At 46.1% G+C, this 13,607-nt stretch carries 10 protein-coding genes; 5 read left to right on the top strand and 5 right to left on the bottom strand.

All coding sequences use genetic code 11. The annotated features are described in order from the left end of the window. The first annotated feature begins 9 nt into the window (after nucleotides 1-9). From ACXAGP_RS01585 to ACXAGP_RS01570, 4 genes are read left to right on the top strand one after another with little or no spacing between them, the layout of a single operon-like run. A complete protein-coding gene (locus tag ACXAGP_RS01585) occupies nucleotides 10-1,038 on the top strand; it encodes an XdhC family protein (protein ID WP_475259100.1) in 1,029 nt (342 codons plus the stop codon). 8 nt (nucleotides 1,039-1,046) lie between these two features. Next, nucleotides 1,047-1,664, top strand: coding sequence for a nucleotidyltransferase family protein (locus ACXAGP_RS01580; RefSeq protein ID WP_475259099.1), 618 nt, complete (start codon nucleotides 1,047-1,049; stop codon nucleotides 1,662-1,664). Continuing rightward, nucleotides 1,661-2,122, top strand: coding sequence for a (2Fe-2S)-binding protein (locus tag ACXAGP_RS01575; RefSeq protein WP_475259097.1), 462 nt, complete (start codon nucleotides 1,661-1,663; stop codon nucleotides 2,120-2,122). The genes ACXAGP_RS01580 and ACXAGP_RS01575 overlap by 4 nt, the downstream gene beginning before the upstream one ends. Next, a complete protein-coding gene (locus ACXAGP_RS01570) occupies nucleotides 2,122-4,389 on the top strand; it encodes a xanthine dehydrogenase family protein molybdopterin-binding subunit (protein WP_475259096.1) in 2,268 nt (755 codons plus the stop codon). Before ACXAGP_RS01575 ends, ACXAGP_RS01570 begins: the two co-directional genes overlap by 1 nt. 26 nt (nucleotides 4,390-4,415) lie before the next feature. On the opposite strand, the gene ACXAGP_RS01565 is transcribed toward ACXAGP_RS01570, so the two are convergent. From ACXAGP_RS01565 to ACXAGP_RS01545, 5 genes are all read right to left on the bottom strand, one after another. Continuing rightward, the gene (locus ACXAGP_RS01565) at nucleotides 4,416-7,484 is read right to left on the bottom strand and encodes a methyl-accepting chemotaxis protein (protein WP_475259095.1); all 3,069 of its coding nucleotides are present in this window, start codon (nucleotides 7,482-7,484) and stop codon (nucleotides 4,416-4,418) included. 97 nt (nucleotides 7,485-7,581) lie between these two features. After that, nucleotides 7,582-8,496: a type IV pili methyl-accepting chemotaxis transducer N-terminal domain-containing protein gene (locus ACXAGP_RS01560; protein WP_475259094.1), complete on the bottom strand. Its 915-nt coding sequence runs from the start codon at nucleotides 8,494-8,496 to the stop codon at nucleotides 7,582-7,584. An 86-nt stretch (nucleotides 8,497-8,582) separates the two neighbouring features. Beyond that, a complete protein-coding gene (locus tag ACXAGP_RS01555; RefSeq protein ID WP_475259093.1) occupies nucleotides 8,583-9,923 on the bottom strand; it encodes an MATE family efflux transporter in 1,341 nt (446 codons plus the stop codon). A 38-nt stretch (nucleotides 9,924-9,961) separates the two neighbouring features. Then, a complete protein-coding gene (moeA, locus tag ACXAGP_RS01550; protein ID WP_475259092.1) occupies nucleotides 9,962-11,188 on the bottom strand; it encodes a molybdopterin molybdotransferase MoeA in 1,227 nt (408 codons plus the stop codon). Nucleotides 11,189-11,275: 87 nt separating this feature from the next. Continuing rightward, on the bottom strand, nucleotides 11,276-12,154 hold the full coding sequence (locus ACXAGP_RS01545; protein ID WP_475259091.1) for a TraB/GumN family protein: 879 nt from the start codon (nucleotides 12,152-12,154) through the stop codon (nucleotides 11,276-11,278). A gap of 168 nt (nucleotides 12,155-12,322) precedes the next feature. Here ACXAGP_RS01545 and ACXAGP_RS01540 point away from each other — a divergent pair, with 168 nt between their 5' ends. Then, nucleotides 12,323-13,549, top strand: a complete 1,227-nt coding sequence (locus tag ACXAGP_RS01540) for an alginate export family protein (RefSeq protein ID WP_475259090.1) — start codon at nucleotides 12,323-12,325, stop codon at nucleotides 13,547-13,549. Nucleotides 13,550-13,607: the final 58 nt, after the last annotated feature.

The raw sequence follows: 13,607 nt of genomic DNA, 5'->3' as shown, positions 1-13,607 counted from the left end.
TCTTAAAAGATGAGTGCTGTAAAAACTAACCACCTCAGTTCATTATTGGATGAATGGGAGCCGCAAAAAGAGCAATTGGATTGGGTGCTAGCCACTATCATTGAAACTGATGGTTCCAGTTATCGCAAACCCGGTGCAATCATGTTTATCAACAGTTTAGGGCAATATTTTGGTTTGCTCAGTGGTGGTTGCCTGGAAGCAGACATTATGCGCCAGGCCCGAAAGTGTTGGGATAATGGTTCCAGCCATGTTATTCAGTATGACATGCGTGACGAAGATGATATTGCCTGGCAACTGGGAATAGGTTGCGGTGGTATGGTACGCATTCTGTTGCAACCTGTTACTGCGCAAAACGACTACTTGTCGTTACTTACTCTACACCGTCGATTGCAGGAAAATCAAACCTGCTTTTATGTACAACTGATTTCTGAGTCAGAAACAGAAAATCAATGCCTGTCAGAGCCTCCATCGGGATTTGATGGTCTTGAGAGTTCCATGTTATCCACTGCACAAGACAAGTATTTTGTGAGTGTTCAGCACCCTGTTGTTCGTCTCGCTATTTTTGGCGGTGGTATCGACGCCATACCACTCGCAAAAATGGCAAAGCAGTTGGGCTGGCATGTTACCCTGTTTGATGAACGCTTGGGGTATGCCAAAGAGAGCTTTTTTGCAGACGTCGATGTCATTATCCGGGACAAACTCAGCGAACTGGATGTTGAGCTACTCAAGCAATGCTCGGCAATTATCATCATGAATCACAATGTCTCCATGGACGCGCAGGCACTGCGTATCAGTCAGGGCAGTAACGCTCGCTACATAGGTATGCTGGGTCCTTATCATCGCACGGAACGGGTTTACAGCGAAGCTGGAATAACTGCGGAACAACTCAAATTACCCTTATACAATCCGGTGGGATTGGATTTGGGCGGTGAGTTACCTGAATCTATCGCTTTGAGTATGTTGAGCGAGGTACATGCCACATTATCAGGTGCCAGCGGGAATAGCTTGAGTCACATTTCAAACAAGATTCCGGCATAAATACTCAGATGAACAGAGATAAAAAATATCAGCTTGGCGTGCTTTTGTTAGCCGCTGGCGAGAGTTCTCGCTTTGCCGGAATAAAGCAATTATCGTCCCTGGACGGTAAACACATGTTGCAACACTCTTTGTCTCTTGTTTCCCGCCTGGAGTGCCATAATCGTTTAGTGACCTTGGGGGCCAATGCGAATGTCATCCGTGCAGCGATCTCAGTGCCAGAAAATGTCGAATTACTGGAAGTTACTAATTGGTACGAGGGAATTTCAGCGAGTATTCGCGGCGGGGTGGAAATGCTCGCAGAGCGCTCGCATATTTTGATTATGCTTGCAGATCAGCCTGATATCGATTTACAAGATATCAATCTATTAGTGCAGCAAAGTCGTATGCATCCGGAAACAATTGTTTGCGCAAAGTACGCGGGTAAGAACGCAGTGCCTGCAATTTTTCCCGCAAGCGACTATGCTTTATTGCGCAATCTGCGGGGAGACAAAGGTGCGGGTCAGTACCTGAATCATCCCGACTTTTCACAACGAGTACTCAGTGTGCCGATGGCGCACGGTGAATTTGATATCGATACACAACAAGATTTGAGCCGCTGGCAACAAACTAAGAAGGACAAAGCATGATTACATTTACCCTGAATGGTAAATCCACGGAGGTGGATGCCGAAGCCGACATGCCACTATTGTGGGTGATCCGGGATCTATTGCAAATGACAGGCACCAAATATGGCTGTGGCATGGGGGTTTGTGGCGCTTGTACCGTACACATGGATGGTCAGCCCGTTCGCTCTTGTGCAACGCCTGTCTCTGTTGTCGCTGGTAAATCAATCACCACCATTGAAGGCCTAAGCAAAGACGCCAGCCATCCTGTTCAGCAAGCGTGGGCTGAACACAAGGTCCCTCAATGTGGTTATTGTCAGTCAGGGCAAATGATGTCTGCAGCAGCCTTATTGGCATCGAATCCATCACCTGATGATGCACAAATCGACAGTTATATGCAGGGCAACATCTGTCGTTGCGGTACTTATCCTCGTATCAAGGCTGCCATCAAGTCTGCGGCGAAATTTGTGGAGGTGAAGTAATGTTTATCGAACAATTACAACAAGCAAAATCTGTAGCTATCCTGCAAAATGTCAGTCGTCGCGGTTTTTTAAAGGCTTTTGGCATATCCTCTTCGGCGCTGGTGCTGGGCGTGAGTTTACCTAATCTGTCGCCACTGAAAGCAGCAGAAACTGGCGATGGCAAGATGAATTTATTTGTCAGCATTGAGGAGTCTGGTGCGGTCAATATTGTCTGTCATCGATCAGAAATGGGGCAGGGTATTCGCACCTCGTTACCGCAGGTTTTGGCTGATGAACTGGAAGCCGACTGGCAACAGGTTAATGTCATACAGGGGCTTGCAGACGCGCGCTACGGCAGTCAAAACACAGATGGATCGCGCTCTATTCGACATTTCTATCAAACCATGCGGGAAATGGGGGCTTCAGCTAAGGCGATGCTACAACAAGCTGCCGCTAACCAATGGGGTGTGCCGGTGTCCGAAGTCAGTGCAAAGCAACATCGCCTGGTGCACACCTCCGGCAAATCCCTGAGTTTTGGCGAGGTCGCTAGCGCGGCAAGTCAGCTTACTGCGCCTGATGTCGCGCAACTTAAACTTAAAAAGAAGAGTGAATTTAACTATATTGGCAAAGGGCTTCCTCTGGTGGATATGGAAGCCATTCAAACCGGGGCCACAGAGTTTGGACAAGACGTGCAACTGCCGGGAATGCTCTATGCCAGTATTGTGCGTGCGCCAGTAATTGGCGCTAACGTTGCCTCAGTGGATAAAGACGCGGCGCTTGCAACTTCAGGTGTCGTGGATGTCTTCCAGATGCCGGAACGCAGTTTTCCGGTGGGCTTTAACTCTTTGCCTGGGGTGGCAGTTTTAGCAAATAATACCTGGGCTGCTCAGCAAGGTGCTAAAAAGCTCGGCATAACCTGGACTGAGCATGACAACCAAACTCATGATTCAGCAGCATTCCTCACGCAATTACAAGAAAGAGTCAAAACAAAAGGCAAAGTACAAAGAAGCGCTGGCGATGCCTACGCAAAAATTGAATCAGCAAAGAGTAAAGTAAGCGCTGCCTATTCCGTTCCCTATCTGGCTCACGCTCCAATGGAGCCACCGGCAGCGACAGCAGTATTTAAGGATGGCACAGTAGAAATTTGGGCCTGTACCCAAACCCCGCAAGCGACACAAAACACTGTTGCACAAGTATTGGGAATTGAACCTGCAAACGTAACAGTGCATGTGACTCTGTTGGGGGGGGGCTTTGGACGTAAATCTAAGCCGGATTTTTCCGTGGAAGCCGCAATTCTTGCTAAGCACAGTGGAAAGCCAGTTAAAGTGGTTTGGAGCCGTGAGAATGATATCCAAAACAGCTATTACCATTCGATTAGTGCCCAGCATTTTGAGGCCGGACTCGACGAAAAGGGTAAAGTTCATGGCTGGATCCAACGAGCGGCCTATCCCAGCATTGGCTGGACCTTTAGTGGCAGTACCAATGAGCCTCAGTCCTGGGAGTTATCGTTAGGCTTTGGCGATGTGCCATTTGAACTTGCTGATTTGTCCTGTGAATCTCATCAGGCTACAGCTCATGCACGGATTGGCTGGGTGCGTTCGGTGTGTAACATTCAACATGCTTTTGCCCTTGGCTCCTTTGTCGATGAGGTGGCCGTCGAGGCCAAAAAATCGACACAGGAAATGTGGATGGAGTTAATCGGCTCAGATCGGAATGTCGATCCTAAAGATCAAGGTTTTGAGTATGCCAATTATGGTGATCCTCTGGAAGTCCATCCGGTGAGCACAAAACGCTTGAAGCGTTGTTTGAATGACGTCATTAAAAAGTCTGGCGCCGATAAGCCTACGGCAGAAAACGAAGCTTGGGGTATTAGCGTGCATCGCAGCTTTGTCAGTTATGTCGCCGTTGCCGCGAAAGTCAGGGTGAAAAACAATAAGGTAACGGTACTAGAAATGCACTCTACTATTGATGCCGGTACAGTGGTGAATCCGGACCGAGTAAAAGCTCAACAAGAGGGCTCTATGATTTTTGGATTGTCGATAGCCTTGCTAGGTGAGATCAGTTTTAAAGAAGGCAAGGTGCAACAATCCAACTACCATGATTATCCCGTACTGAGAATCAATCAGTGCCCGGAGATCTATACTCATATAGTGGAATCGGATGAAGTGCCGGGTGGGGTAGGCGAGCCTGGGACCCCGCCAGTTGCAGCGGCCATAACCAATGCCATTTACCATGCATCCGGTAAGCGAATTCGCGATTTACCCGTCAATAAGTATATGCAAGTGTAACCACACTGCATATTTGTGGAGTGCGCTTACAGCGCACTCCAGTCTTCATCTTCAGAGAAATCTTCCTCGTCATTTGACGCTTGTAAAACTTCTTCTTCAGTAATCTTAAAAGTAGCCACCAGTCCCAACAGTTGATTGGCAGTTTCATTTAAAGAGGTACTGGCGGTACTGACTTCTTCCACCAAGGCTGCATTGCGCTGGGTGGCATCGTCCATATCATTGATTGCCTGGAATATCTGCTCGATACCGTGGCGCTGATCCATTGCATCCTGACTGATATCGGTTATGGCACCGTTTACGGAACTAATAGACTCTACAATGTCTTTTAAGGTGTCACCGGCTTTATTCACCAGGGTCGAGCCTTCATCTACCTTATTGCCACTTTCAATAATCAGACCTTTTATTTCTCTTGCTGCTTGTGCCGAACGTTGCGCCAGACTGCGTACTTCAGAGGCTACGACCGAAAAACCACGACCGGATTCACCGGCTCGCGCTGCCTCGACCGCCGCATTTAGCGCCAGTAAGTTGGTTTGAAAAGCGATTTCATCGATAACACCGATAATGTCAGATATTTTACGGCTGGATTCATCAATCTGCTGCATAGCTTGCACCGCATTGGTAACGACGTTGCCGCCTTGCTCAGCGATGCTTGTGGCGTTTTGTGCCATTTGAGCAGAATCCTTTGAAGCATTAGCAGTGTTAGCTACACGCTCCATTAATTCCTTCATGGTGGCGTTGGTTTCTTCCAGTGAGGCTGCTTGAGACTGTGTACGGTCGCTTAAATCGTTGTTGCCGCTGGATATCTCATTGGCGCCGCTACTGACTGATGTGGCAGTGATACGGATTTCTTCAACGATATTACTGATATTGGCCACCGACTGATTAATATCTTGCTTAAGCTCATTAAACAGGCCTTGATAGTCGCCCTGTATGCTTTTGCTTAAATCACCTTGCGCGAGGGCTTTAGCCACCGCTGCTGATTCGTTAATAATGCGATCGTTGACATCAACTAATTGGTTAATGCCCTGACTGAGGGTTTTGAAAAAGCCTGTTTTATTGTCCAGGTTAATGCGATTTGCCAGGTTACCATCATTGGCAGCACTAACAATATTTTGAATATCGCCTTCTATCACGGTTTTGAGTTTCTCTGTCGTGGCATTCGCATCCTGCTTCAGAACATTAAAATCACCGCGATATTCATGCTCGATGGTTTGACTGAGGTCACCTCGGGAAAGGGCAGAGAAGACGTTGACCGTGTCTTTTACCACTCTGTCACTGGTGGCAACTATGTCGTTGATGCCATTGGAAAGTTCGGCGTAAAAACCATCCTTATCCTGCAGACCTATTCTTTCACTAAGGTTACCGTTTCTCGCCTGGTTAACGATAGTCTGAATATCTTGCTCGATGACTTTCTTGAGTTTGTTAGTGGTGGCATTGGCATCTTGTTTTAGGGCATCAAAAGCCCCCTGATATTCTCCGTTAATTTGCTGATTGAGATCTCCAGAAGCCAGTGCGCTCAGAACCCGACCTGTGTCATTAACAATGCTTTCACTGCTATTAACCAGGTCGTTGATACCTTCACTCAAAGACAGGAAAAAGCCTTGTTTGTCATCAAGTGGAATGCGGTTGCTTAAGTCGCCTTTTTGCGCTGCACTGACCAGATGTTGAATATCGCCTTCAATCACTGATTCAAGTTTATTAAGGGTGTTATTAGCATCGTTTTTCAGCTGCAGGAAGGACCCTTTGTAAGGCTTATCAATGCGCACAGAGAGGTCGCCTTTAGCCATGGCACCAAAAATAACGGAGGTTTCTGAAATGATGTCCTCACTGTTGTGTATGACAGAGTTGATGCCGCTACTTAAAGTTTTATAAAATCCTTGCTTGTCTTCAAGTTTAATGCGACTGCTCAAATCACCTTGTTCAGCCTTGTTTACCAGAGTCTGAATGTCACCTTCTACCACGGTTTTAAGCTTGTTGATGGTGGCATTGGCGTTTTCTTTTAAATTGTGGAATTCACCGTGATAGTTGCGGGTAATGGTTTGATTGAGATCACCCTCAGCAAGGGCACCGATAACCCGGCTGGTATCACCCAGAATCGCGCTGGAGGTATCCACCAAATCATTGATGCCCTCGGACAGGTCTTTGTAGCAACCCGATTTGTTTTGTACTGAGATCCGTTGACTTAAATCCCCTTGTTTGGTGGCTTTCACCAGGTTCTGGATATCAGTTTCGATGACCTGGCGTAAGTTGTTTTGCATTTTCGCCATGGCGGCCAATAGTTGTGCGACCTCATCTCGACCGGACACCTGAATGTCACTGTTTAAATCACCATTAGCAATGTTATCGGCTGCGATACTGGCTTTGTTAAGCGGCGCTACGATGGTATTGGTTAACAGCAGTAAAATAACAACTACTGCTACAATGACAGCAATAAGCAGTGCGATAAGGGAACTGCTAGACGTTTCAATGTCGCTGCCAAACCCGGTAACCTGATTGCTGATCTCAGCATTGCTGGTAACAACACTACTGGCTAATTGACTACCTTGTTGTAATTCTGTAGACAGGTCAGAGAGTACTTTAACCTTTTGTTCCAGATTCTGGCTGAAACTGTTCATTTCCTTAACGGTATTGGCCAGGCCAATCAAGCCCTCTCGGCGTATGGTACCTTCTATGTCGCTGACCGTATCGGTGAGGTCTTCAATTTCGTAGAGGGCGTCACTTTCTTCCATTTCCGCTGAAACATCCTCTAGAATTTCCATGATCTCCACTTGAGCTGCGGCAAAGCCTTTTATCTTTCGTTCCAGAATCTGCACATTTTGATTGGTGCGCTGTATATCCGCCACCAAGGCCTGCATTTCTTGCGACATTTGCGTGAGATTTTTATCCACCTCTGCAATAGTTTGTTCGGTGTTTTGAGCGCCGGAGACACCTTGTTCCGCTTGTTGCTGAACGTTGTTAAAGCCACTGAGTAAGCCATTAAAGGAAAACCACGAAACCGCCAATACTACGATAAGTGATGCAGAAATAATCGCTGCAACACCTAATAGCTTGGTTTTTATTGTTAATTTTGCAGCTATTTGATTGATGAATTCCATAAAATATTCCAGGCTAGAGTTTCACAAACATAAATTCTATTAAAAGAACATACGGGCTTTCTGTCTAGAAAGCCCAACTTTTAACTGAGTTTGATGTTTATTTTGTCGCTTGGGCTTCAAACATGCCCACCGCTTTATTCATTTCCGCGAGTAGAGGTAGATTGGCACTGGCGACTTGGTTTATTTGTTCACCGCTAACGCTAGTAGTTGCTGTTTCGGAAGCCGTAGTGACGAGCGGTTTGAATCCCTGCCACAAATTCTCTACCACTTCGAGTTGAGTTACAATTGCTGCATCGCTGGTACCGGGCAAGCCCAGGACTGCATCACCATTCACAAGTCCTTTCAGGGTTCGGTCAAATAAGGTGTAGGTTTCCAGTAAATTCAGTTTGTTGTTGTCTACATCGATTCCGTAAGCGATCATCAAAAATTCTTTACTCATTTTTTGAGTGAGCATGCGTTGTTTACCCGACAGGTTTAATGTTGCAGCGAGGCCCGGATCTTTAGACAAGCCACCTTTTGCCGCGTCTTTTTCATAAGCGCCGACGGTTTTGTTCATTTGCTTTAACAACGGTAGGTTTTTCTCAGCGATTGTGGCCACTTGCTCTGCGGTAACTGTGCCACTGGCTACAATTGTCTGAATGGTGGGGTAGAAGTCAGCCCAAATTGCGTCTACTTTATCTAGTTGACGCAAAATACGCTTAGCTGAAGTTGCGGGTAAACCTAATCCAGCATCTCCGCTGCGTAGACCTTTTAAGGTTTTATCGAAAAGCGCAGCGGTATTTTTCAAATTCTCAATATTGGCAGCTTTGTCGACCTCAAGCGCTACCAGCATCACTTCTTTACTCATCTTTTGCGATAGCATACGTTGCTTGCCAGCCAGGTTTAGTACCGTTCCATATTCAGCAGCTGTGGGAGAGGCCATTGATTGAGTGCTAAAGAGCACGAGTAAAGTTAACAGTATGAAAGTGAGGCTTTGAGTAAATTTAACAGGCAGTGCTTTGGTAGTGGTCATCTGTGTTCTCCTGAATTGTCTACCAGATAGAGGTGCTTGTTTAGCAATACTAGTCTTACTTTAGAATTACTCAATAATACAAAGGTCTATAGTGAAATATTGGTATTGCTCTCATGTGGCAGGTGCTTCTGAATAAAACGGATCCGTAAACTCAATAAAATGGCCGCAACCGTTAACCCCATGATTATCCCAATCCAAAATCCCGCGGCAGCCATCGCCGGTACAATGATGTCCGTCATTGCCAGCATATATCCGAGAGTTAAGCCCACACCCCAGTAAGAACAAATGGTAATGATCAGCATGGCTTTGGTATCTTTATAGCCCCTCAGAATACAGCCGCCAATCACCTGTACCGCGTCAGAAAACTGAAAAATGGCGGCTAATAACAATAAATCGGCTGCCATATTAATGACGTCGGCTTCTGTGCTGTAAAGCCCTGCTAGTTGATAGCGCATCAATACAGAAATCAGGGCGTTAATTGATGCAAAGCTCAATCCCATGGCGACGGCGGTATAGCTGGCATCTTTGGCACTACTATCGCGTTTTTCCCCTAATAAATAACCAATACGGATTGTCACGGCAAGGCCAATGCTCAAAGGCACCATAAACAGCACTCCCGATACATTTAAGGCAATTTGATGTGAAGCAACAATCTTGGCTCCCAATGGCGAGAGTAACAGTGCAATCACCGAGAAAAGAGTAACTTCAAAGAGCAATGCGAAACCGATAGGCAAACCAATTTTCAGGTGGGCCAGTATTCCTTGCATATTGGGTTTACTGGAATACTTAAAAAACGGCGCAAAGGCTAATTTTTTCGAAGTTTTAACGTACAACCAGTTACAGGTCATCATGGCCACAAGCACGATAGCTGTTGCAATTCCGCAACCTGCACCCCCATAAGCCGGAACACCAAACTCACCGTAAATAAATATGTAATTTGCCGGAATATTCACTATTAAGCCCACAATCATAATGATCATACTGGGTTTAGTATGGGATAACCCTTCGCTGTATTGGCGCAGTACCTGATACACGCAAAAGGCGGGGAAGGCGATGAACACATATTGTAAATAATCAGCTGAAATACGCTGTAAGTCAGCCGCCATATTAAAGGGGGTAAACATTTCATAGGTGTAAAAGCTAGCAATAAAAACCAGCAGACTTAATGCCAGGCCAATGTACAGTGCTTGATGTCCTGCTTCTGGGATGGGATCGTGATTATTGGCTCCGTGTAAACGTGAGACAATGGGGGGCAGGGCCATGATAATGCCTTGCACCAGGATCATAACCGGAAAAAACAGGCTGGACGCGATTGCGACTGCGGCCATATCGGAAGAAGACAAACGTCCTGCCATCAGGGTATCGGATACACCCATCAGCATTTGAGTTAACTGTGCAACTAAAAGAGGACCTGCGAGCTTTAACATAGCCCGCGCTTCGGTTTTAAATACGTTAAGTTTCAAGGTTACTTTAAAAGTTCGTCAAAGAGTTGAATATTCACCATCGTCTCTTTGTTGTGCTGGGCGCAATCTGCTGCTACAACAATAAAACAGTTGGCTTGAGTAAACGAGTTCATAATACCTGAACCCTGCTTAGCTTGGGGTAACACGCACAGCTCGCCCTGTTCATTTTGCCATGCTCTGGCTCGCAGGTATTCTGTACGCCCGGCTGCGCGTTTAATATCTTTCATTAATCTTGCTTTTAACGACAATGGAGGGACTGTCGTTTCACCTGAAAGGTATTTCAAACAAGGCACAACCAGCTGTAGCAGAGTGACAAATGACGACACCGGGTTACCGGGTAAGCCGCTAAAAAAAACGCTGCCTAATTTGCCAAAAGCGTAGGGTTTACCGGGCTTAATAGCGACTTTCCAAAAATTGATTTCACCGAGTTCTTCTAATACCGGCTTAACGAAGTCTGCGTCGCCGACAGAAACACCGCCTGAAGAGATGATCCAGTCACACTGGCTTGCCGCTTTGGTAAAGGCACCTCTGGTGATGTCGAGATCGTCCGCGATGATCCCTAAATCAATGACATTGCACCCTAATTTTTGCAGAATGGTAATAATCCCGATTCGGTTACTCTCATAAATTTGTCCGTTTTGTAGCTCCGTCCCGGGTATAACCAGTTCGTCTCCCGTGGCCATCACAGCAACATTGATTTTGCGAAATACACGCACTTTACTTTTGCCGATGGAAGCTAACAGTGAAAGGTGAGGGGCTGAGAGTCTCACTCCCTTATTTATTACCACGCTACCTTGCTCAATATCTTCACCTTTACGCCGAATATTGGCATCTTGCTTGGGTGTGCTAAGACAGCGCATTTCACTGCCGGTAACTTCTGTCTGCTCCTGCATAATGACAGTGTCCGCGCCCTTAGGTATGGGAGAACCCGTCATTATACGTAGCGCCTGACCCTCAGATATCGGTGCAGAAAAAGCGTTTCCCGCCAGTGATTGCCCGATAATTTCCAGAGAGTTTTCTGCATCTTCAGCTCTAAGGGCATATCCGTCCATGGCGGAGTTGTCATGTGGGGGGACGTTAACATCAGATATCACATCTTCAGCAACAACACGTCCTGCTGCGTCTTTCAAATTCACCACTTCAGTTTCTTGAATAGGATTTATCTGAGCAGTTTGATGCGCTAACGCGTCTTCAATGGGGAGCAGGCCGGGAGAGTCACACACAGACATGAAAAAGATGAACCTTTGCTGAGTTTCTGAAAAAACGAGAGCATATCAACTTACGTTCCCGGCGTATACTGGCTTAAAAGTCGTGATTTAATCTAACTGTTGTACTTCGTAGCCTTGTTTTTGCAATTGTGTAACCAGGCCATCGGGACCCGCCAGGTGTAATGCGCCGACAAACAGACTTTCGGTTTCTTCCGTTTGGATGTATTCATCAATCTTTGCCAGCCATTTATCGTTACGCGCTTTGATAATAATCTGATAAATATGCGGATATTCATCTTTAAATGGCTCGATTCCGATTTTAGTAAATAATGGCAGATTGCCAGTGCGCCAGGCCGACTTCAATTGACTGACATATTCCGGCATATCCGCCAGGTCCTTTAATGTGTAGCGCACCAGTTGATCTGCATCGGTGTCGCTCATATTGGCGAGGAAGTCAATTTGTTCCTCCGGTGTTTCCATTGCGGCAATAGCTTTGTTTTGTTCCATTGCCTGTTTATGAAACGTGGCATCAACGCCAGGTGCGGTAAATCCCAGAGCGCGATATTCGGCGATAGCAAGGGTTAACAGCACCATGCTGACTTTGAAATCATTAAATTGCGCTATCTGGATACCGTGGGATCCTAGTTTTTTCTCCAGGGCTTGCCAGGTATCCGTTGAGAGTTGCTGCTTCAGTCTTGGCTCGTCAGTGGTCAAAGCCATGGCATTTAGAAAATTGCGTTGGAAATCGATAGTTGCCAATGCTGACATATCTGTCTCAAACGCAATGAGTTGGCCTTTCTGAAAAGCCTTATTAAATTGCTCAGGCAAGGGGTAATCCTTGTCTGTCAGAATGTGCATGGTGCCTGCCAGATATATCGAATTGCCACCTTTCGAGGCTTTCCAGACCGAGCTTTTGGACCAACTAAGGCTGCTGAATATCAGAAGGGAAAAAATAAGAAAAATAGATTTAAGGTGAAGTTTTGGCATCAGATTAACACTAGTGAAATGAATTAAGTGCAAGATATTACTCAATTTGTTGTATTATCAACACAAGAATTTTGGCGCTTTTTTGAATATTAGTCGTTAGACTTATGGACAGCGGCCTATAAGGCGCTAAATTAGAAGAGCACACAATACAAAACTTGGACACACACAATGAATAATCTGCAACGAAAGCTGGGGTTGTCTCTATCAGCTGTGGCCTTGGCGGTTTCTGCCAGTCAGGTGCAAGCTGAGGACTCTGTAGCGAAAGCCATTAAAAATGGTAGAACCACCCTCGATTTTAACTTGCGCTATGAAACAGTGGACCAAGACAATGCCCTGGAAGACGCTGATGCCTTAACACTGCGCACCCGATTAACTTATAAATCGGCTGCCACCAATGGCTTCTCTTTCCTGGTTGAAGCTGAAGACGTGCGATCGGTAATGGGTGTCGATGATTACAGTGTGCCACCTTCTGGGTTTAATACCGGGGTGTATTCTGTAATAGCTGACCCTAAGTCAACGGAAATAGATCAGGCGTTTGTTCAGTATTCAAATGTGAAAACCACAGCGCGTTTTGGTCGACAGGTAATTGCGTTGGATAATCAGCGTCATGTGGGACATGTAGGCTGGCGTCAAGACAGACAAACATTCGATGCCGTCAGTTTAGTGCACAAGTTCAATAAACAGCTGACAGCGCGCTACTATTTTATAAATCAACGCAACCGCATCTTCGCTGATGATGCTGATGTTGATTCTGAAGATCACCTGATCAATGTCAGCTACAAAAGCGATATCGGTACTTTAACTGGCTACGCATATTTACTGGAAGTAGATAACGATACTGATAACAGTCTGGATACTTATGGTATTCGCTTTAGCGGCAGCCAGAAAATGGATTCGGTGCGACTGTTTTATCAAGCAGAGCTGGCGACGCAAAAAAGCGAAACTGTCGGCAACGAATTTGATGCTACCTATTGGTTGTTGGAAGGTGGGTTGGGGTATACCGATCACAAGTTTACCTTGGGCTATGAAAATTTGGGTTCTGACAACGGAGCCTATGGCTTTGCCACTCCACTAGCGACACTGCATAAGTTCAACGGTTGGACAGATCAGTTTTTAGGGACACCGGGAGCCGGGCTACAGAGTCTTTATTTGAAGTTGCAAGGGAAACTGGCCGGGGGCAAATACCACATTGCCTGGTTTGATTTTTCAGCGGACGAGGATACAACTGGATTGGATGATTACGGAAATGAGATAGAGCTGCAATACACCTATGCCTTTAATAAAAATTATTCGGTAGGGGTGAAGTACTCAACGTTTTCAGCGGATGATCTCGGCACCAATATTGGCAAAGTGGATACCGACAAAACCTGGTTGTGGTTTGGTGCGAAATTTTGATGCTGTAAAGGTATCGGGTAGGAGCAAAAAGGCAGCCAATGGCTGCCTTTTTCATTTG

The organism is Planctobacterium sp. AWM4_229 (assembly GCF_056160305.1).
This window is presented reverse-complemented; position numbering and strand designations above follow the sequence as displayed.

What these genes read in the sequence shown, in the direction of transcription:
- moeA (WP_475259092.1), bottom strand. Translation starts at nt 11,188, where the DNA reads ATGTCTGTGTGTGACTCTCCCGGCCTGCTCCCCATTGAAGACGCGTTA.
- ACXAGP_RS01565 (WP_475259095.1), bottom strand. Translation starts at nt 7,484, where the DNA reads ATGGAATTCATCAATCAAATAGCTGCAAAATTAACAATAAAAACCAAG.
- ACXAGP_RS01560 (WP_475259094.1), bottom strand. Translation starts at nt 8,496, where the DNA reads ATGACCACTACCAAAGCACTGCCTGTTAAATTTACTCAAAGCCTCACT.
- ACXAGP_RS01570 (WP_475259096.1), top strand. Translation starts at nt 2,122, where the DNA reads ATGTTTATCGAACAATTACAACAAGCAAAATCTGTAGCTATCCTGCAA.
- ACXAGP_RS01545 (WP_475259091.1), bottom strand. Translation starts at nt 12,154, where the DNA reads ATGCCAAAACTTCACCTTAAATCTATTTTTCTTATTTTTTCCCTTCTG.
- ACXAGP_RS01580 (WP_475259099.1), top strand. Translation starts at nt 1,047, where the DNA reads ATGAACAGAGATAAAAAATATCAGCTTGGCGTGCTTTTGTTAGCCGCT.
- ACXAGP_RS01585 (WP_475259100.1), top strand. Translation starts at nt 10, where the DNA reads ATGAGTGCTGTAAAAACTAACCACCTCAGTTCATTATTGGATGAATGG.
- ACXAGP_RS01540 (WP_475259090.1), top strand. Translation starts at nt 12,323, where the DNA reads ATGAATAATCTGCAACGAAAGCTGGGGTTGTCTCTATCAGCTGTGGCC.
- ACXAGP_RS01555 (WP_475259093.1), bottom strand. Translation starts at nt 9,923, where the DNA reads ATGTTAAAGCTCGCAGGTCCTCTTTTAGTTGCACAGTTAACTCAAATG.
- ACXAGP_RS01575 (WP_475259097.1), top strand. Translation starts at nt 1,661, where the DNA reads ATGATTACATTTACCCTGAATGGTAAATCCACGGAGGTGGATGCCGAA.